Source organism: Crossiella sp. SN42 (assembly GCF_023897065.1).
Taxonomy (GTDB): domain Bacteria; phylum Actinomycetota; class Actinomycetes; order Mycobacteriales; family Pseudonocardiaceae; genus Crossiella.
Map to the genome: position 1 here is coordinate 62,831 of NZ_JAMHIV010000037.1, position 18,588 is coordinate 81,418.

The window sequence follows — 18,588 nt, forward strand, 5'->3', positions numbered from 1 at the left end:
ACCCCACCGCCAGTGAAGAGCCCGCCGTGTCGCTGGCGCGCCACGCCTCTTTCGCGGAAGGTGGCTCCGAGTCGTCAGCGAGCCACCGTCAGTGCGCGAGCTGGTCCAGCGCGAGCTGGTGCAGCAGCCCGTTGCTGGTCAGCACGCTGCCGCCGGTGTAGTCGGGCTTGCCGGACAGGTCGGTGAACCGGCCGCCGGCCTCCTCCACCAGCACCTGCGCCGCGGCCACGTCCCACGGGTTCACGATGGCCTCCGCGGCCAGGTCGATCACGCCCTCGGCGACCAGGCAGTGCTGCCAGAAGTCGCCGAAGGCCCGGCTCTCCCAGCAGGCGTCGACCAGCCGCAGGTAGGCCTCCCTGGAGTGGTGCTCGACCCAGGAACCCAGGTGGGTGGTGGACAGGTAGGCGTCAGCCAGCTCGCGCACGCCGGAGACGGCCAGTCGCTGCGGTTCGCCACCGGTGGGCGCGGCCCAGGCCCCGGCCTCGCGGGCGGCCCACCAGCGGCGGTGCAGGGCCGGGGCGCTGATCACGCCGACCACCGGGCGGCCGTCCTCGACCAGGGCGATCAGGGTGGCGTAGGCGGGCACGCCGCGCAGGAAGTTCTTGGTGCCGTCGATCGGGTCGAGCACCCAGACCCGCCCGGCGCCGGTGTCCGTGCCGCCGCGCTCCTCCCCGGCGACCTCGTCACCCGGGCGTTCGGTGGTGAGCACGGCCCGGATGGCGTCCTCGACGGCCAGGTCGGCGTCGGTGACCGGGGTCCGGTCGGGTTTGCGTTCCACGGCCAGGTCACGGGCGCGGAAGCGGTCCAGGGTGATCGAGTCGGCGGTGTCGGCCAGGCGCAGCGCGAGATCAAGATCCGCGGAATACGTGGTCACGCCGATGAGCCTAGGCTGGTGCCGTGAGTGTGGTGCTGCTGGCTGAGGACGACCCCGCCATCGCCGAACCGTTGTCCCGCGCCTTACAGCGCGAGGGCTACTCGGTGCACGTGGTCGCCGACGGCGTCAGCGCGCTGGAGGCGGCCAGCAACGGCGAGGTCGACCTGTTGGTGCTGGACCTGGGCCTGCCCCGGCTGGACGGGCTTGAGGTCTGCCGCAGGCTGCGCGCGAACGGGCGGGGCATCCCGGTGCTCATGCTCACCGCCCGCGCCGACGAGGTCGACTTCGTGGTGGGCCTGGACGCCGGGGCTGACGACTACGTGGCCAAGCCGTTCCGCCTGGCCGAGCTGATGGCCCGGATCAGGGCCCTGCTGCGCCGGCGCTCGCCGGGCACGCTGGAGGCCAGCGGGGTGCGGCTGGACCTGGCCGCCCGCCGGGTGCTGGTCGACGGCCAGGAGGTGACCCTGGCGAACAAGGAGTTCGAGCTGCTGCGGGTGCTGATGCAGCGCGCGGGCCAGGTGGTGAGCAGGGACGACATCCTGGAAGAGGTCTGGAACGACCCCGAGCTGCGCGGCAGCAAGACCCTGGACATGCACATCTCCTGGCTGCGCCGCAAGATCGGGGACACCCAGGGTGGCAACACCGAGCGCCGGATCGCCACCGTGCGTGGCGTCGGGTTCCGGTTCAACAGCGACTAGGCGGGAAGGATGCCGGTGCGCCGTCGAATCCTGCAGTCCACCCTGCTCGCGGTGGCGGTGACGGGTGTCGCCCTTGGCCTTCCGCTGGGCTACACCGCCATAACGGTGGTGCACGACGTCACCCACCGGGACCTGGCCAACCGGGCCCGGCAGGTCGCCGCGCAGCTGGACAACCAGCTGGCCGACCACCAGCAGATCGACCTGGCCGCGGTCGAGGTGCTGCGCCCGGAAGGCGGCCAGATCAGGATCACCGGCCTGGTCTCCGGCGACCGGGAGCTGGGCGTGAGCCCCGGCCCGGACGAGATGAGCGAAACCGTGCCGATGGCCCAGCACGGCAAGGTGACGGTCGCCGCCAGCGCCGCCCCCAAGCGCACCGACCAGCTGGAGGTCGCCGGGGTGGTCACCCTGCTGGTGGTCCTCTCGGTGGGCATCGGCGCCACGGTCGCCACGGTCACCGCCCGCCGCCTGGCCGAACCCCTCCGCCACGTCGCCGACCGGGCCGCGCGCCTGGGCGCGGGCGACTTCCGCCCCGACCCCCGCCGCTACCGCATCAACGAGCTGGACAAGCTCGCCGAGGCCCTGGACACCTCCGCCTCGGCCCTGGCCCAGCTCCTGCAACGCGAGCGAGAACTCATCGGCGACGTCTCCCACCAGCTCCGCAGCCGCCTGACCGCCATGCAGCTCCGCCTGGAGTCCCTGGCCATGCACGCCGACGGCGCCACGGCCGAAGACGCCAACGCCGCCCTGGAACAGGCAGAACGCCTCTCCACAGTCCTGGACGAACTCCTCGCCGCCGCCCACGCCGCCCGAGCGGTGGACGCCGAACCGGTAGACCTGGCCGCCCAACTCCCGATCATGGTCCAAGAATGGCGAGCCAGCCTCAGGCAACACGGCCGAGCCCTCCGCCTGCGCGCCCCAGCAGGCCTACTGGCCAGAGCCACCCCCTCCCGCCTCCGCGAAACCCTGGGCGTCCTGCTGGACAACGCCCTGCGCCACGGCGGCGGCACAGTGCACGTCTCCGCCCGCAGCGGCGACGCGATGGTCGTGGTCGAGGTCACCGACGGCGGCACCGGGGTACCGGAGGACCTGGCCGCGCACATCTTCGAGCGGGGCGTGTCCGGCGGCGGGTCGACCGGGGTCGGACTGGCACTGGCGCGGGCGCTGGTGGAGGCCGATGGGGGGCGGCTGGAGCTGTCGGTGCCGAAGACGGCGACGTTCAGCATCTTCCTGCCGGTGCCAAGAGCGGACGATGTGCCGGACTTGCGCTGGCCGACCGAGGCGAGTCCCCGCTAAGCGACGGTTGAGCTTTTGATCGCAAACGGAGCGGCCGGTCTGGGTGGTTCTGCTTCGACGGCCTGGAAAAAACACACCAGCCCTGTCAAGCGCCCCACCATCGCCGCCAACCGCACCGGAGGCTGGGACCGGGGCGCTTGACAGGGCTGGTTTGGTTTTGGAAGGCCGTCGAAGCAGAACCACCCAGACCCCGCGGAACCACCCACGCTGCTGAAAGCGCGCCAACACAAACTCGCACTGGTCTGCAACTCATCTCGCTGCCTTTGATCCTCCCCCTGCTTTGATGGTCTGCCCGTCCGGCGAGGACACTGTCTTCTTCTTTTTTAAAAGCGAAAAGAATGTCCTCGCCGGACGGGCAGACCCCCGGAGGGGTTGACAAGTCAAAAGCCGGGACGAGCAGGTTGCGGGGCGGGGTTTGGGTTGCCGACTCAAGACCCAGCGTGCTCGAGGACCTCTCGTCTTCTCCGCACGACCTTCCGACAGCGAACCACATCCCACCGAGCAGCCGCCGTCACGCTGATCGGCATTGGCGGCGGTTGCTGTGAGCGTCTGCTCGGCGGGATGCGGTGCGCGGTCTCCAGGCCGTACGGAGAAGACGAGAGGCCCTCTTCGTGGGTTTTCACCCCAGGCCCGAACCCCGCCGCTGGTTAGGAGTGCCCCAGGTGCTCTTCGTCCTCATCGCTTCGCTTCCGGGCGGTGTGGCGGGGCTTTCCGTTTCCGTTTTCCTGCCCGTTCGGCACGATTTCGTCGTTCACGACCGGAGCCTGGACGACGACCGTTCCGTAAGTCTTGTTCGGCCGCACGCCCTCTTCCGGGAAGACGAACTTCCGGAACGCCCACCACCGGAACAGCATCCCGATCAGCACCCCGCCGACCTGTCCGATGAAGAAGTCGCCGAGCTCCTGGGAAAGCAGGCTGACGTCCGGGTACCGCAGGTCCAGCACGTACCGGGAGAACGCCAGCGGGGCGGTGTAGATGCCCACCGCGATGCCGCTGACCAGGAAGTACAGCGCCGCCTCGTGCTGTTTCTCCCGCCCGCCGCGGGTGCGGAAGGACCACTCCCGGTTCAGCACGTAGGAGACGATGGTGGCCACCAGCACCGCGATGCCCTTGGCGATCAGGGGCTTGGTGTCCAGCACGGTCAGCTTGAGGCCGTAGAAGACGGCGTTGTCGATGATGAAGGTGGTTCCGCCGACGAAGGCGAACTTCAACAGCTCACGGTGCTTCAACAGGACCCGCCGCAGGCCCTGCGGCAGCATTCCGAGCACGGTCTCCACTACGGCCACTCCGGCAGTCTACGGATCCCGTTCACCCGTCTGGCCTCAGCGCAGCGGAACGGACCGCTCCTCCGTGGTGGCCAGGCGCTTCTCCGGCCGGGGCGCGCTGACCGTCTTGATGATGGTGTGCACCTCGGGTTTGGTGACGACCTTGGGTGCGGGGAAGACGAATTTCCGGAAGGCCCAGAAGCGGAACACCATGGCCAGCAGGGTGCCCACGATCAGGCCGCTGACGAAGTCCGCGATCTCTTGTGCGGCCCAGCTGATGTGCGGTTCGGACAGGAACAGCACATATCGGGAGACCAGCATCGGGGCCGAACTGAGGGCCACGCCGACGCCGCTGATCAGGAAGTACAGCGCGGCCTCGTGGTGGCGTTCCCGGCCGCCGCGGGTGCGGAAGGACCACTCCCGGTTGAGCACGTAGCCGACCACGGTGGCCACGATCACGCCGATCGCCCTCGCGGTCACCGGCTTGGTGTCCAGGATGGTCCACTTCAGGCTGTACATCACCACCATGTCGACCAGGAAGGTGGCGCTGCCGACCACCGCGAACCGGAACATCTCCCGGTTCCGCCGAATCAACTCGCGGTAGCGCGGGGGCAACTTGGCGAACACGGCTTCGGCTGCGAACACCCCGGCGAGTGTAGAGATCGACGATCACACCCCCCGATCGGCCCGTGGCTTGTTCACCAACTGCCGGCCGGGTATGCCGGGTTTGTCAGCGACACTCCCGGTGGACACGCCGGGTCAGCATTCCGGCAGCAGCCAGGACAGCCACGGCGGCAGCGTGGGCTTGCACGTCGGCGGCGGCGGTGCGGAGGTCGTGGTGCGGGCCGGGGTGGTCGGCTTGGGCGGCTCGACCGGTTTGGTCGCCGGGGGTGCGGCCGGTGGGGGCTGGGTGGTCGGGCGGTCGGAGTGGCTCGGCTCGCGGCCGCCGGTGGTCTGGGTGGGTTTGCGGCTGGTGGTGGTCGGCTTGGCCGGGGTCGTGGTGGTGGTCGGCGGGGTCGTGGTGGTGGGGGTGGCCGGTGGCGTGCTGGGGTCCTGCGGGCGGTCCGGGTCGACCGGGTGGCCGCCGGGGTGGTCGCGGATGTGGATCGGCACCGTGATCGCCGCCTTGGCCTCGCCCAGGGTGCCGCTGACCTGGGCCTGGTCCTTGATCACGCCCAGGGAGGTCAGCCAGGTGCGGAACACCACCCGCTGACCCGGCTTGAGCCTGCCGGTGCAGGTCACCACGTTGCCCCTGCCCTGGCAGTGCTTGGTCCAGGCGAAGGCCACGGTGCGCTCGGGCAGCGCGATGGTCACCGTCAGCGGGGCCTCCCTGGTGCCCCGGTTGGTCGCGGTGACGTCCATCCGGATCGGCCACCACCAGCCGTGGTTCCAGGTCTCCGCGCGCAGCTCCAGCTCGTCGTTCTGCTTGACCTGCACGGTCACCTCGGACAGCGACAGGTTGATGCTGGTGCCCGAGTTCACGCTGCCGGTGATCCGCCCCGGCTGCACCTCCGGCCCCGCGGTGAGCCGGAACCCGAAGGTCACCGACTCGCCCGGCTCCAAGCCCCGCCCGGTCACGCAGGAGATCCGGCCGGGACCGCTCTGGCAGCTGATCCCGATCGCCTGCGCCGCCTGGGCCAGCACCCCGGTGCGGGCGAACCGCTGCCCGGCGCCCGGCACCTCGGCCAGCACCCCGGGCGGCAGGTTCAGCGCCGCGGTGACCGGCTCGGACACCCCGGTGCCGCTGTTGCGCACGGTCACCGGCAGGTCGACCGGCGGGCCACCGGGGGTGAGCTGGACCGGCTCGCTGGGCGCGGAGGCGGACAGCGTCGGGGTCGGCGCGGGCGGCGGTGGCTGGGCCGGTGGCGGTGCCGGGGGTGGGGTCGTGGTCGTCGGCGGGGGTGGGGTCGGCCGGCTGCTCGGGGGCGGCGGCTGCGGTGACGGGGGCGGTGGCTGGGAGGGCGTGGGCTGCGGCGGTGGCGGCTGCGGGGGCCGGGTGGGCGCGACCGTCGTGGTGACCGGCGGGGGCGCGGCGACCGACGGGCTCTGCGGGGACTCGGCCGCGCTCAGCGCCACCGCTACCGCGGCGACCACGGCCGCCGCCGAGGCACCGGTGGCCACGAACTGCCTCGGCACCGAGCTGGCCGCACCGGCCGCGCCACCGGCGCCACCGGCGGCGGCGCCCGCGGTGACCGCCAGCGCGGTCGCGCCTGCCGCCTTGGCCGCGCTGGCCGAAAGCGCCAGGTAGGCGGTGACCGCGCCGCCGAGCACCAGCGGGGCGACGAAGACCCGCATGGCCCCGTTCACGTCGTGCAGCTCCGCGGCCAGCGCCCGGCAGCTCACGCAGGTGTCCAGGTGCGCCTCGACCTGCGCGGTCTCCCGCTTGGACAGCCCGTCGCGGGTCCACGCGCCGAGCCGGTCCACGGTGGCCCGGCACTGCTCCTCGGCCACCGAGTCCAGGTGCACCTGCAGGTAGGCCTGGCGCAGGCCCTCGCGCGCCCGGTAGGCCAGCGCGGAGACGCCGTTGGCGGTCAGGCCCAGGATCGGCGCGATCTCCGCCGGGGACTGCTGCTCGACCTCGGTGTGCCACAGCACGGCCTGCCAGCGTTCCGGCAGCCGGGCGAAGGCCTTGGCCGCCAAGGTCTTCTCCAGCCCGGCGACCGCGGTGTCGGTGAACGGCACCCCGGCGTCGAAGGCGGCCACGTCGTCGGAGACCTGGACCTTCTTCTCCCGGCGGGACCGGTCGTAGGCGTTGTGCCGCAACGCGGTCAGCAGGTAGGCGCGGAAGGCCGCGTCTGGCCCCTTGCCCGCCCGCAGCGTGTCCAGGACCTTGGCGAAGGCGTCCGAGACCAGGTCATCGGCCTCGGCAGGCGAGCGGGACATCTGGCGGGCCAGGTTGTAGGCGGCGGCCACATGCCGCTCGTACAACAGGGCGTAGGCGTCCATCGACCCCGAGCGCACCGAGTCGATGAGCTCGGCGTCACTGGGACCCTGTACCTCGTCCTGAACCGTTGCCACGCCTGCTCCATGTCCTCACCTGGTGTGCTCGCTCAGTGTGACGGAACGGTTTGTGCTTCGTCACCTCGAACGGCGTCACGAACTGGTGGCTGGCGCGTCACCGCATCGGAGCAAGAACAGGGCCTTTCGAGAAGGAGACCGATCGAGCGTGAGTGTGCGTGAGGTGGCGCCCCGGCCCAGCCGCGGTGGCAGCGACGCGGACCTGCGTGCACTGCGCTCGCGGTGGCGGACCGCGAGCCTGGCCGCCGGCTGGCCCTTCCCCGCGGACTGGACGCTGCCCGAGGTGGACGCGGTCTGCCGGGCCGTGGTCGAGCACGGTGACGTGGCATCCGCCCTGATCAGACTGGGTCACCGCCGGGCAGAGGCGGGCGCCAGCCTGGCCGAGACCCTGCAGGACCTGGCCGCCCTGCACGCGGTGCTGGAGAGCCCGTCCGGCCGGGACGGCATCGTCTCCGCCGACCCGGACGCGGTGCCGGCCCGGTTGTTGCGGGTGGTCGCGCTCGGCTGGGCCGAGGAGATGGCTGGCCGGGTCACCACGGCCGAGGCCACCGACGGCCTCACCGGCCTGGCCACCCCCTCCTACCTGCGCACACGACTTCGCGAGGTCTACCACGAGGCGACCGCGGCGGGGCAGCGGACCGAGGAGCGGCACGTGCTGGCCATGGTCGCGGTGGACCTGAGCCAGGCCACCGGCTGGTCCCGGGTGGTGGCCATGGTGCTGGTCGCCGACGTGTTACGCCTGGTGTTCAACCGGGGCGAGACCCTGGCTGTTGTGGGTCCCTCAGTCGGCGCAGTGCTCACTCCACGTGATCAAAGATTACCTTTGAGACTGGCCACCGCCCGCTGGTTGGTGGAGCAACGGTTGGCCGCCGACCCGGATCTGGAGGGCACGGTGTCGCTGCGGGTGTGGCTGGAGGGGCTGCCGCCGACCCATCAGGCCGCCTGCGACCTCGTCAACCACCTCGGTCGCGGCTGACCTGCCCCGCTGCACTAGGCTGACCTGCCCGTGGACCCCCGAACCGGCACCCCAGTAGTTGGCATGGTCGGCGGCGGACAGCTCGCGCGGATGACCCACCAGGCGGCGATCGCCCTCGGTCAGTCGTTGCGGGTGCTCGCCGTCTCCGAAGCCGATCCCGCCGCACTCGTCGCGCGGGACGTGCAGATCGGCACGCACACCGATCTTGAAGCCCTGCGCCGCTTCGCCAAGGGCTGCGAGGTGCTGACCTTCGACCACGAGCACGTGCCTGCCGGGCACCTGCACGCGCTGGTCGCCGAGGACGTCACCGTGCACCCCGGCCCGGACGCGCTGATCTACGCCCAGGACAAGCTCAAGATGCGGCTCAAGCTGCGCGAGCTGGACCTCCCGGTGCCGCCGTTCACCGAGGTCTTCGAGGTCGCCGACGTGCTGCGCTTCGGCGCCGAGCACGGCTGGCCGTGCGTGCTCAAGGCCATCCGCGGCGGCTACGACGGGCGCGGGGTGTGGATGCTCAACACCCCGCAGAGCGCCGAGCGGGTGGTCACCGAGCTGCTGGCCGCGCGCACCCCGCTGATGGTCGAGCAGTGCGTGCCGATGCGCCGCGAGCTGGCCGCGCTGATCGCCCGCTCGCCGTTCGGGCAGGGCGCGGCCTGGCCGGTGGTGCAGACCGTGCAGTCCGAGGGCATCTGCGTCGAGGTGCTCGCCCCCGCCCCCGACCTGGCGCCGGAGCTGGCCCAGCGGATCCAGGAGTTGGCGCTGCGGATCGCCGCCGAGCTGGGCGTGGTCGGCGTGCTCGCGGTGGAGCTGTTCGAGACCGCGGACGGCGTGCTGGTCAACGAGCTGGCCATGCGCCCGCACAACTCCGGCCACTGGACCATGGACGGGGCAGGCACCTCCCAGTTCGAGCAGCACGTGCGCGCGGTGCTGGACTACCCGCTGGGCCTGACCGACCTCAAGGCCCCCGCGGTGGTGATGGCCAACGTGCTGGGCGCGCCCGCCCCGCCGTCGATGGGCGTCGACGAGCGGATCCACCACCTGTTCGCCCGGTTCCCGGAGGCGCGGGTGCACCTGTACGGCAAGGCGGAGCGGCCCGGCCGCAAAGTCGGGCACGTGAACGTGCTCGGCCAGGACATGGCCGAGACGCGCAGGCGGGCCACCCTGGCCGCGCACTGGCTCTCGCACGCCGAGTGGACCGACGGATACGACGTGCACGGAGGGAACTGACGTGGCACCGCAGGTTGGCGTGATCATGGGGAGCGACTCGGACTGGCCGGTCATGCAGGCCGCCGCCGAGGCGCTCACCGAGTTCGAGGTGCCGCACGAGGTCAGCGTCGTCTCGGCGCACCGCACCCCGCAGCGCATGCTCGACTACGCCCGCGACGCCGCGGGCCGCGGCCTCAAGGTGATCATCGCGGGCGCGGGCGGCGCGGCGCACCTGCCCGGCATGGTCGCCTCGGCCACCGCGCTGCCGGTGATCGGCGTGCCGGTGCCGCTGAAGTACCTGGACGGCATGGACTCGCTGCTGTCCATCGTGCAGATGCCCGCCGGTATCCCGGTGGCGACCGTGTCGGTGGCCGGCGCGCGCAACGCGGGCCTGCTCGCGGTGCGCATCCTGGCCGCGCACGACGAGGCGCTGCGCGCGCGGGTGGAGAAGTTCCAGGCCGACCTGGAGGCCATGGTCCTGGACAAGGACGCCAAGCTCCAGGAACGCATCGCCCAGGGCTGACCTCAAGGCTGATACGTGGCGAACTCCGTCAGCAGGGCCTCCTGCTGGCGGAGCGCCGCCGAGGCCGCGTCCCCGCGTTCCACCGCGACCGCCGTGGCCAGCGCCTGCACCAGGCTGGTCAGCGCGGTCACCGAGCGCAGCAGGCCGGCCCCGGCCATGTCGGCCAGGAACACCGCGTCGGCCAGCCCCGCCAGCGGTGAGGCGGCGGTGTCGGTGAAGGCCACCGTGGTCGCGCCGACCTCCTTGGCGTGCCGGACCGCGCGCACCGTGTCGGCGGCGTAGCGGTGCAGCGAGACCGCGATGAAGACATCCCGCCGGTCCAGCCGCCGCAGCTTGTCGGTGAGCGTGCCGGGGCCGGGGGTGATCAGGGTGACGTCCTCACACACCAGGTCCAGCTGGTAGCCGAGCAGGTAGGCCACCGCGTGCGACTTGCGCAGCCCCATCACGTGCACCCGCCGCGCCCGCGCGATCGAGCCGACCGCCAGCCGCCAGGCCGCCGGATCGACCTGGGCGAAGGTGCGCGCCAGGTTCTGCCGGTCCAGTTCGGCCGCCCGCTCCAGCACGCTGTCCCCGCGCAGCGCGTCGAACCGCCGGACCAGCTGCGCCTGCCCGGCCAGGTGCGCCCGGCACAGCTTCACCAGCGCCGGATAACCGGAAAGCCCGCACCGCTGCGCGAACCGCACCACGGTCCCCTCAGTGGTGCCCACCGCCTTGGCCAGCTCGGCCGCGGTCTGGAAGGCCACGCCCTCCGGGTCGGTGAGCACCCGCTCGGCCAGCGCTCGCTGCGCGGGGCTCAACTCGGTGGCGCGCAACAGTTCGGTCAGTTCAGCGAAGGTCTCCATGGCCCTTTCCGGTCAGCTCCGCGACGGCCGTGCCCAGCCGCGCCAGTGGTTCGGCGATCCAGGGCAGCGCGGCCGGATCGGTGCTGCGCAAGGCGGTCCAGCGCTGCTCGTCGGTGTCGCCGTAGAGCAGGCTGGTGGCCAGCCGGAACCGCAGCCCGCGCGGATCATCCCCGAAGGCCGATCCCGGTAAGACGCCGATCCGGTAGCGCTCCAACAGAAGTTCGGTCAGTTCGGTGGCGCCACTGGCTTTGCTCCTGGCGGCTGCCAGATCCGGGTACAGGTAAAAGCCCCCACCCGGCACCGGACAGCTCGCCCCCGCCGCGACCACCACCTGGTGAGCCGCCCGCACCACCGCCCGGTGCAACCCCAGCCCCGCCGCGACAAAAGCCCGCACCGGTTCCGGTTCGCTCAGCACATACGCCGCCGCCACCTGCACCGGCGTGCTCGGGTTGGACCAGATCTCACTGGCCACCCCGACCAGCCGCGCGGTCAGCTCCGCACTCGGCGTCCGGCAGACCCCGAGCCGCCAGCCGCCCAGCGCGGTCGCCTTGCTGAGCCCCGTGGTCACCACGGTCCGCTCGGGAATGATCTCCGCCGGGCTGAGCACCGAGCCAGGCTCGTGCGCCAGGTCCCGGTAGATCTCATCGGAGATCACCATCAGCTCGTGCCCGGCCGCGATCTCGCACACTGCCCGCACGGTTTCTGGCTCGGCCAGCGCCCCGGTCGGGTTGTCCGGCAGCGTCAGCACCAGCACGCCCGGCCGCAGCCCTCGCGCCCGGGCCGTTGCCAGCGCTGGTCCCAGCAACGCCGGATCCGGCACCCCGCCCGAGCCCGCCGGCGCCGGCACCCACACGACTTCCTTGCCCAGCAACGAAGCCTGCGCCGCGTAGCTCACCCAGCTCGGCCTCGGCAGCACCACGTCACCGGGCAGCACGGACAGCAGCGCGTGCAGCAGCGGCTTGCTACCTGGACCCGCCACGACCTGTTCTGGCGCGGTGGGCAGGCCGCGCCGCTGGAAGTACCCGGCCGCGGCGGCGCGCAGTTCCGGGATGCCCGCGGTGGGGCCGTAGGAGTTGCGCCCGGCGGCCGCGGCGAGCGCGGCGGCGATCTCCGGCGCGACCGGCAGTCCGGCCTCGCCGAAGGCCAGGTGGGTCACCGGGACCCCGCTGGCGCGCAGGGCCTGGATGCGTTCGTTGGTGGCCAGCGTCGCGGACTGGGTCAGCATGACCGACACGCTACAAAGATAACTGAGTGATCAGCGCATGCTGCAATTTCTCTTGCAACCGAGTGTGCGAGGGCACAGGGCGCGGCGGGTGAACGGGGGTTAACATGCTCGACAGCGACGCTGCTACTCGGAGGTAACTTACCGTGGACTCGAGCTTCGGCACCTACCAGCTGGCCGAGGAGCATGACGCGCTCCGCGAAGCGGTGCGGGCATTGGCGGACAAGGAGATCGCGCCGTACGCGGCCGAGGTGGACGAGAACGAGCGCTACCCGGTCGAGGCGCACGACGCCCTGGTCAAGGCCGGTTTCGCCGCCGTGCACGTGCCGGAGGCCTACGGCGGCCAGGGCGCCGACTCGGTCGCCACCTGCATCGTGATCGAAGAGGTCGCCCGCGCCTGCGCCTCCTCCTCGCTGATCCCCGCGGTGAACAAGCTCGGCACCATGCCGATCCTGCTCTCCGCGTCCGAGGAGCTCAAGCAGCAGGTCATGCCCAGCATCGCCGCGGGCGAGGCCGGCGCCAGCTACGCGCTGAGCGAGCGGGAGGCGGGCTCGGACGCCGCCTCCATGCGCACCCGCGCCCGCCTGGAGGGCGACAGCTGGGTGCTCAACGGCACCAAGTGCTGGATCACCAACGCGGCCAAGTCCACCTGGTTCACCGTGATGGCGGTGACCGACCCGGGCAAGGGCGCCAACGGCATCTCCGCCTTCGTGGTGCACAAGGACGACCCCGGCTTCGAGGTCGGCCCGAAGGAGCGCAAGCTCGGCATCAAGGGCTCGCCCACCAACGAGATCTACTTCACCGACTGCGTCATTCCCGCGGACCGGATCATCGGCGAGCCCGGCACCGGCTTCAAGACCGCCCTGCGCACCCTGGACCACACCCGTCCCACCATCGGCGCCCAGGCTGTCGGCATCGCCCAGGGCGCGCTGGACGCGGCACTGGGATATGTCAAGGAGCGCAAGCAGTTCGGCAAGGCCATCAGCGACTTCCAGGGCGTGCAGTTCATGCTCGCCGACATGGCGATGAAGGTCGAAGCGGCCCGCCACATGGTCTACGTCGCCGCCGCCCGCGCCGAACGCGGCGAACCCAACCTGGGCTTCATCTCCGCCGCCGCCAAGTGCTTCGCCAGCGACGTCGCCATGGAGGTCACCACCGACGCGGTGCAGCTCTTCGGCGGCGCGGGCTACACCAGGGACTTCCCGGTGGAGCGGATGATGCGCGACGCCAAGATCACCCAGATCTACGAGGGCACCAACCAGATCCAGCGGGTGGTCATGTCCCGGGCGCTACTCAAGGGCTGAGCGGTCGGCCGGTCTGGGTGACGCCGTGGCGCGCGGCGAGTTCGGCCAGCCAGGTCAGGTACCAGTCGCGGAAGCCTGCTTCGGGCACGATGCCCTGGTCACAGGGCAGCAGGTCCTGCCAGACCTGGCCGCTCGCCGGGCCGGTGACCACCAGGCGGTGGTAGTAGGCGCAGCCGCACTCGGCGATCTCCATCGTGCCGTCGTACCAGCGATCCACGTCTTCGTCATCGGGGGCGGGTCGCCACTGGCTGGTGTGCGGGAAGGGTGTGGCCAGGTCGGCGTCGTGACTGTCGGCAGTGCCCAGTCGGTAGAGGCCGTAGTGGGGGCCCGCGCCGCCGTTGCCGACCTGGAGCAGGAAGTCGCGGTAGTCGGCGGGCAGGGCGATGCCGTGCCGGCGCTCGAAGGCGGTCACCTTGGCCACCGACAGCACCCGGTTGAGCCGGTACCGGTGCGCCCTGCTGCCGAACTCGGCGAACTTCCGGTCGCGGGCGGCCACCGCGGCCAGCGTGGCGCGGATGGCCTCGGCGTTCCAGTCGCTCATCCGTGCACCCTGACCAGTCCGTGCTCGTAGGCGATGATCACCAGCTGGGCGCGGTCGCGGGCGTGCAGCTTGGCCAGCAGGCGGCCGACGTAGGTCTTCACCGTAGCCAGGCTCAGGCGCAGCTGGGCCGCGATCTCGTCGTTGGACAGGCCCCGGCCGACCAGGGTGAGGACCTCGCGCTCCCGGTCGGTGACGCCGGTGAGGGGACGCGGCTCGAGCCGGGGGTGGGCGGGGCCGGGCTGGCGGGTGAACTCCTCGATCAGGCGGCGGGTGACGGTGGGGGCGAGCAGGGACTCGCCCGCGGCGATGATGTTGATGGCCTGCAACAGGTCGCCGGGCGGGGTGTCCTTGAGCAGGAAGCCGGAGGCGCCGGCGCGCAGGGCGGCGAAGACGGCTGAGTCGTCGTCGAACATGGTGAGGACCAGCACCCGGACCTCGGGCGCCTCGGTGCGCAGCCTGCTGGTGGCCTCGATGCCGTCCAGGACCGGCATGCGGACGTCCATCAGCACCACGTCCGGCCGCAGTTCGACCGCGAGCCGGACCGCCTCCGCGCCGTTGGCGGCCTCGGCGACCACGGACAGGCCGGGGGCGGTTTCCAGCAGCACCCGGAAGCTGCCGCGGAGCAGGGCCTGGTCGTCGGCGACCAGGACGCGGATGTTGGTCATGGGCGGGGCCATCGGTGGGGTTGGGTGGGGTGCGGGTGGTGGGCGTTGGCCGGGGCTGGCGGGCGGGGTTGGGACCTGCGGTGGGGTTCGGTGGTGTGCCGGTGGCGGGCGGTGGCCGGGCGCGCCGGGCCGGGTGGGGGCGTGCGGCGGAGTTGGGTGGCGTGCGGGCGGTTGTCGCTGGGCGGGGGCGTGCGGTGCGGTCGGGTGGCGTGCGGGCAGCCGCCACCGGCCCGGGTCGGTGGGCGAGGCTGGGACCTGCGACGGGGTTGGGCGGCTTCCGGGTGGCTGCCGCTGCCACGGGCGTGCCGGTGGGGCTGGGTCATTCGGGCCGCCGGTGGGGCAGGTGGCGTGCGCGGCGGGGTTGGGTCATGAAGGTCGCTTTCGGGGCAGGGTGGCGTGCAGGTGGAAGCCGCCGTCCGGGGCCGGGCCCGCGTGGAAGTCGCCTTCGTACAGGGCCACTCGTTCCCGGATGCCGGTGAGGCCGTGGCCGCCGGGGCGGGGGTCGCCGCCGGGGCCATTGTCGGTCACCTCGATCGTCACCGCCTCGTCGGTGCCGGTCACCCGCACCTGGCAGGTCGCGGGGGCCGCGTGGCGGATCACGTTGGTCACCGCTTCCTGCACGATGCGCAGCACGGTGAGCCGCAACGCTTCCGGCAGGTCGTCCAGCCGGACGGTGGCCTCGATCTGGACGCCGGCCTCGCGGGCGCCGGCGAACAGCTCGTCCAGGTCCGGGGGCCGGAGGTCGTCGGTGCGCAGAACGCTGAGCAGGCGGCGGGTTTCGGCCAGGGCCTCCTTGCTGGTGGTCTCGATGACGCGCAGGGCGGCTCTGGTCTCCTCCGGCCTGGTCTCGGCGACGAAGTTGGCCACCGCGGCCTTGACCGCGATCAGGCCCATGCCGTGGGCCACCACGTCGTGCAGTTCGCGGGCGATGCGTAATCGCTCGTCCAGGCGGATCTGCCGGGCCTGCTGGGCCGCCAGGTCGGTCGCCTGGGTCCGGCGCTCGCGGAGCAGCTCGCCGATGAGCCAGGCCAGCAACGCGAACAGCGCCGCGACCGGGGCGAAGGCCCAGCCCGCCGGTAACCACAGGGCGCCGGCGGCGGCCGCGGTCAGGCACAGGGCCAGCGCGGTGGCCGACTCGCGGCGCGGGTGGAGCGTGGTGACGGTGTAGAGGACCAGGGCGACCGTGACGAACGGGTCCCACAGCGTGCCGCTGAGCGCGACCGCCACCGCGAGCGCGAGCATGGTCCGCGGCCAGAGCCTGCGCAGGGCCACCGCCGTGCCTGCCAGCAGTGCGGCCGCGGTGGCCAGCACCATGGTCGGCACCTCGTCGGACTGGGCCAGCCAGAGGTTCCCGGCCACCGCGAAGTTCGCGATGGCCAGCATCAGTCCGGCGAAGACGTCCAGGAGGACCAGGTGTCGGCGTGGGGGCACGGGAGTGACGCTAGCCCGGTTGCGGCGGGTTGGGATCAGACCAGGGTGGATCAGACCCAGGTAGGACCCGGGGGTGCAGAGTGTCCATTGTGGTCCGATGTGCCGGGGCGGGGCAGGCGGCAGGGTGGGAACCATGACCGCGCAACCATTTCCCGGCCGTTGGCTCGGCGGGGCCAGCCTGATCCTCGGGCCGCTGCTGCTGCTCGCCGCCGTGTTCACCCGGCACGGCACCTACTTCTTCTTCCCGGCCCAGCTGGCCGGTTACGCCGCCGATCCGGTGCGGATGACCGTGTCCTACGGCCTGTTCGCGGTGGGCATGGTGCTGCTGTTGCCCGCCGTGCTCCTACTGGCCACGCGGGCAGGCGGGATGTGGACCGGACTGGGCGCGAGCCTGGTGCTGCTCGGCCTGTGCGCCCGTATCTTCCACGCGGGCGTGGACTACCTGGCCTTCCGCTTGGTCGACGGGCAGGGCGCGGAGGCGGCCGCCGCGGTCGTCGGCGCCGCGTACCCGGTGCCGCACGTGTTCACCTTCGCCTCGTTCGCGGTGGTGCTGGGCTGGCCGGTGCTCGCGGTCGGGGTCTATCGCGCCGGGGTGCTCGGGCCGGTGCGGGCGGTCGCGCTGGCGGCGATGACCGCGTTACCGGTGGGAGTGCTCAAGGGGGCCACCATCTCCTCGATGATCGCGGTGGTGGCGCTGTCCGTGGCGCTGGTCCCGCTCGGCGTGAGCGTGCTGCGCACTGGCCCGCGCCCGAGCCGTCGGCAGTTGCTCGGGTTCGCCGGCGGCGCGGTCGCGATGGTGGGCCTCGGCCTGCTCTCGTTGCACGGTTGACCGCCGGAATTCACCGCTGGGTTTCGTCGCGCACCCGTTGTGGCGATCGAGGTGTTCATTGCCACACAATGGTTTCCTGAACGTGGGATGACCTGACGGACAGTCCCTCCTTTCGTAGGGGGTTTCCTGTCTGTTTCCTGTTGGAAAGCGCGTTCCGATGGTCTCGTTCCAAGTTGAATCAGTAGCTTCTTCTGTACTGGGGAACTCCGGCGCTGACGGCGGCGCCGGATCTGGAAGGAGTCAAGTCAATGCAGCCACTTCGGGATCTCACCCTGTTACTGGGGCGGGTCGTCGTCGGCGTGGTCTTCATCTACCACGGCTGGCAGAAGCTCGTCACCAACGGGATCGAGGGTGTGGCAGCCGGCTTCGGGAAGCTGGGCATCCCGTTGCCCACGGTGTCCGCGTGGTTCACCGCGCTGGTCGAACTGGTCGGTGGCGCGGCCTTCATCATCGGTATCGGCCTGCCGCTGGTCGGCGTGCTGTTCGCGGTCGTGATGGCAGGCGCCGGGTTCTTCGTGCACTTCAGCAAGGGCTTTGGCCTGCCCGGTGGTTACGAGTACGTGCTGACCCTGCTGGCGGCGGGTCTGGCGCTCGGCTTCAACGGCGGCCGGTACTCCCTGGACGCGGTCTTCGGGATCGGTCAACCCAAACGCGAACGAGCGACCGTCAGCTCCTGATTGCCTGCGCAACCGAAACCCGCTGACGCATCCGCGTTCACTCGCTCGTGTGACGGGGAACTCCGGTAGCCGGAACTCCCCTCTTCGAGCGAAGGAGCCTGACGATGGTGCGCTCAGCGGGTTTCGCGTTGCTGCTCGGCCGTATCGCGGTCGGCCTGGTGTTCATCCTCAACGGCTGGCACAAACTCATGGTCGCCGGGATGGACGCGACCGTGGGCAACTTCAGCAGGGCCGGCTACCCGGTACCGGAGTTCATGGCCTGGTTCACCGCGCTGGTCGAGCTGATCGGCGGCGCGCTGTTCATCCTGGGCGTGGCGCTGCCGCTGATCGGCGTGCTGCTGGCGATCGTCTCGGTGCTCGGCATCCTGTTCGTCACGGCCAAGAACGGGTTCTGGATCAGCAACGGCGGCTATGAGTACCAGCTGGTGCTGGCCGGCACCTCGCTGGCGCTGGGCTTCGCCGGTGGCGAGGTCGGCGTCGGCAGCTACTACCGCCGACGCCGCCATCCCGTTGCCGCCTAACGAAGTTCGCGGGTGATCCGCTCGGTGTCCTTGCGGGCGGCGAGCTTGCTCTCGTCCAGGTGCACGCACTGGACCAGCGAGCCGCCGCCCGCCAGCACCGCGAGCAAGCCGTCCACCACACCCGCGCTGGTGTTCCAGTCCACAGTGGACAGAACGCGGTCCTCGGGGCCGAAACCCAGTTCGGCCGCGCGCTTGGCCGCCAGGTCCAGCAGTTCGTCCACAGTGGACTCACCGAGGGCGGGCGTGTCGCCGGGCACCTCGTCGTAGGGCAGGAAGTCGTCCCCGTGCACCCGGGCCTCGGAGATGTAGTCCAGCACCCCGGGCGGGGTGTCGCCGAGACCCCGGCCCATCGGGTCCAGTGAGGCCGCCGCGACCGTGCGCGCGCCGGGCGCGTCCCCGCCGGGACCGGTGAAGCAGACCTCGGTGCCCGCCGGGTCGAACCGCACGCTCGCCCCGCACCACCAGGAGCCCAGCAGCACCCCGACGGTCTGCCAGTGCGTCGGCAGCAGCACCCCGACCGGGGTGCCCGCCTCGACGTCCAGCTCGTCGCGCAGCCAGTTCGCGGTCTTGCTGGCCCAGTTGGCCATGGTGGCCCTGGACAGCTCGATCCGGACGCCGGTCGCGTCGTCGTAGTAGGTGATCAGCGGCCGCGCCGGGTCGGCACGCAGCAGCGGGCGGAACAGCTTCTCGGTGATGCTCATGGCGC

Annotated in this window: 19 protein-coding genes; 9 read left to right on the forward strand and 10 right to left on the reverse strand. The window is 71.6% G+C overall.

Annotated features, from left to right (window positions below; genetic code table 11):
- Positions 1-88: 88 nt before the first annotated feature.
- Positions 89-880 carry a histidinol-phosphatase gene (hisN, locus tag M8C13_RS35700; RefSeq protein WP_252485241.1) on the reverse strand — a complete coding sequence of 264 codons (792 nt, stop codon included), beginning with the start codon at positions 878-880 and terminating at the stop codon, positions 89-91.
- Positions 881-897: 17 nt separating this feature from the next.
- Here hisN and M8C13_RS35705 point away from each other — a divergent pair, with 17 nt between their 5' ends.
- On the forward strand, positions 898-1,572 hold the full coding sequence (locus tag M8C13_RS35705; protein ID WP_252485203.1) for a response regulator transcription factor: 675 nt from the start codon (positions 898-900) through the stop codon (positions 1,570-1,572).
- Positions 1,573-1,587: 15 nt separating this feature from the next.
- Entirely contained in the window at positions 1,588-2,865 is a 1,278-nt protein-coding gene (locus M8C13_RS35710) for an ATP-binding protein (RefSeq protein ID WP_252485204.1), read from the forward strand.
- Between the two features lie 647 nt (positions 2,866-3,512).
- Here the strand turns inward: M8C13_RS35710 and M8C13_RS35715 are convergent.
- From M8C13_RS35715 to M8C13_RS35725, 3 genes are all read right to left on the reverse strand, one after another.
- A complete protein-coding gene (locus M8C13_RS35715) occupies positions 3,513-4,151 on the reverse strand; it encodes a GtrA family protein (RefSeq protein WP_374213266.1) in 639 nt (212 codons plus the stop codon).
- A gap of 36 nt (positions 4,152-4,187) precedes the next feature.
- On the reverse strand, positions 4,188-4,775 hold the full coding sequence (locus M8C13_RS35720) for a GtrA family protein (RefSeq protein ID WP_252485205.1): 588 nt from the start codon (positions 4,773-4,775) through the stop codon (positions 4,188-4,190).
- Between the two features lie 114 nt (positions 4,776-4,889).
- Entirely contained in the window at positions 4,890-7,148 is a 2,259-nt protein-coding gene (locus tag M8C13_RS35725; RefSeq protein WP_252485206.1) for a sigma-70 family RNA polymerase sigma factor, read from the reverse strand.
- Between the two features lie 148 nt (positions 7,149-7,296).
- Here M8C13_RS35725 and M8C13_RS35730 point away from each other — a divergent pair, with 148 nt between their 5' ends.
- Genes M8C13_RS35730 through purE form a run of 3 tightly spaced genes read left to right on the forward strand, consistent with a single transcriptional unit; the run spans position 7,297 to position 9,850 of the window.
- On the forward strand, positions 7,297-8,124 hold the full coding sequence (locus M8C13_RS35730; RefSeq protein WP_252485207.1) for a GGDEF domain-containing protein: 828 nt from the start codon (positions 7,297-7,299) through the stop codon (positions 8,122-8,124).
- Between the two features lie 30 nt (positions 8,125-8,154).
- The gene (locus M8C13_RS35735; protein ID WP_252485208.1) at positions 8,155-9,348 is read left to right on the forward strand and encodes a 5-(carboxyamino)imidazole ribonucleotide synthase; all 1,194 of its coding nucleotides are present in this window, start codon (positions 8,155-8,157) and stop codon (positions 9,346-9,348) included.
- A 1-nt stretch (position 9,349) separates the two neighbouring features.
- Positions 9,350-9,850, forward strand: coding sequence for a 5-(carboxyamino)imidazole ribonucleotide mutase (gene purE / locus M8C13_RS35740; RefSeq protein WP_252485209.1), 501 nt, complete (start codon positions 9,350-9,352; stop codon positions 9,848-9,850).
- A gap of 2 nt (positions 9,851-9,852) precedes the next feature.
- Here the strand turns inward: purE and M8C13_RS35745 are convergent, their stop codons facing one another.
- Both M8C13_RS35745 and M8C13_RS35750 read right to left on the reverse strand, forming a co-directional pair.
- Positions 9,853-10,692, reverse strand: coding sequence for a MurR/RpiR family transcriptional regulator (locus tag M8C13_RS35745; RefSeq protein WP_252485210.1), 840 nt, complete (start codon positions 10,690-10,692; stop codon positions 9,853-9,855).
- Positions 10,676-11,917: a pyridoxal phosphate-dependent aminotransferase gene (locus tag M8C13_RS35750; RefSeq protein WP_252485242.1), complete on the reverse strand. Its 1,242-nt coding sequence runs from the start codon at positions 11,915-11,917 to the stop codon at positions 10,676-10,678. Before M8C13_RS35750 ends, M8C13_RS35745 begins: the two co-directional genes overlap by 17 nt.
- Before the next feature lie 143 nt (positions 11,918-12,060).
- Between M8C13_RS35750 and M8C13_RS35755 the strand changes: the two genes are divergently transcribed.
- Positions 12,061-13,218, forward strand: a complete 1,158-nt coding sequence (locus M8C13_RS35755) for an acyl-CoA dehydrogenase (protein WP_252485211.1) — start codon at positions 12,061-12,063, stop codon at positions 13,216-13,218.
- Here M8C13_RS35755 and M8C13_RS35760 read toward each other — a convergent pair.
- The 3 genes from M8C13_RS35760 to M8C13_RS35770 form a co-directional block, all read right to left on the reverse strand.
- Positions 13,208-13,759 (reverse strand): SMI1/KNR4 family protein, encoded by a 552-nt coding sequence (locus M8C13_RS35760; protein ID WP_252485212.1) that lies wholly within the window; start codon positions 13,757-13,759, stop codon positions 13,208-13,210. The genes M8C13_RS35755 and M8C13_RS35760 overlap by 11 nt on opposite strands.
- Complete coding sequence (locus M8C13_RS35765) at positions 13,756-14,424, reverse strand: response regulator transcription factor (protein WP_252485213.1); 669 nt, start codon at positions 14,422-14,424, stop codon at positions 13,756-13,758. Before M8C13_RS35765 ends, M8C13_RS35760 begins: the two co-directional genes overlap by 4 nt.
- Before the next feature lie 366 nt (positions 14,425-14,790).
- Complete coding sequence (locus M8C13_RS35770; RefSeq protein WP_252485214.1) at positions 14,791-15,855, reverse strand: sensor histidine kinase; 1,065 nt, start codon at positions 15,853-15,855, stop codon at positions 14,791-14,793.
- A gap of 133 nt (positions 15,856-15,988) precedes the next feature.
- Between M8C13_RS35770 and M8C13_RS35775 the strand changes: the two genes are divergently transcribed.
- From M8C13_RS35775 to M8C13_RS35785, 3 genes are all read left to right on the forward strand, one after another.
- Positions 15,989-16,684: a hypothetical protein gene (locus tag M8C13_RS35775; RefSeq protein WP_252485215.1), complete on the forward strand. Its 696-nt coding sequence runs from the start codon at positions 15,989-15,991 to the stop codon at positions 16,682-16,684.
- Positions 16,685-16,932: 248 nt separating this feature from the next.
- Positions 16,933-17,361: a DoxX family protein gene (locus M8C13_RS35780; RefSeq protein ID WP_252485216.1), complete on the forward strand. Its 429-nt coding sequence runs from the start codon at positions 16,933-16,935 to the stop codon at positions 17,359-17,361.
- A gap of 104 nt (positions 17,362-17,465) precedes the next feature.
- Positions 17,466-17,882 (forward strand): DoxX family protein, encoded by a 417-nt coding sequence (locus M8C13_RS35785; protein ID WP_252485217.1) that lies wholly within the window; start codon positions 17,466-17,468, stop codon positions 17,880-17,882.
- Here the strand turns inward: M8C13_RS35785 and M8C13_RS35790 are convergent.
- Positions 17,879-18,583 (reverse strand): TIGR03089 family protein, encoded by a 705-nt coding sequence (locus M8C13_RS35790; RefSeq protein WP_252485218.1) that lies wholly within the window; start codon positions 18,581-18,583, stop codon positions 17,879-17,881. The two genes, M8C13_RS35785 and M8C13_RS35790, sit on opposite strands and share 4 nt — an antisense overlap.
- Positions 18,584-18,588: the final 5 nt, after the last annotated feature.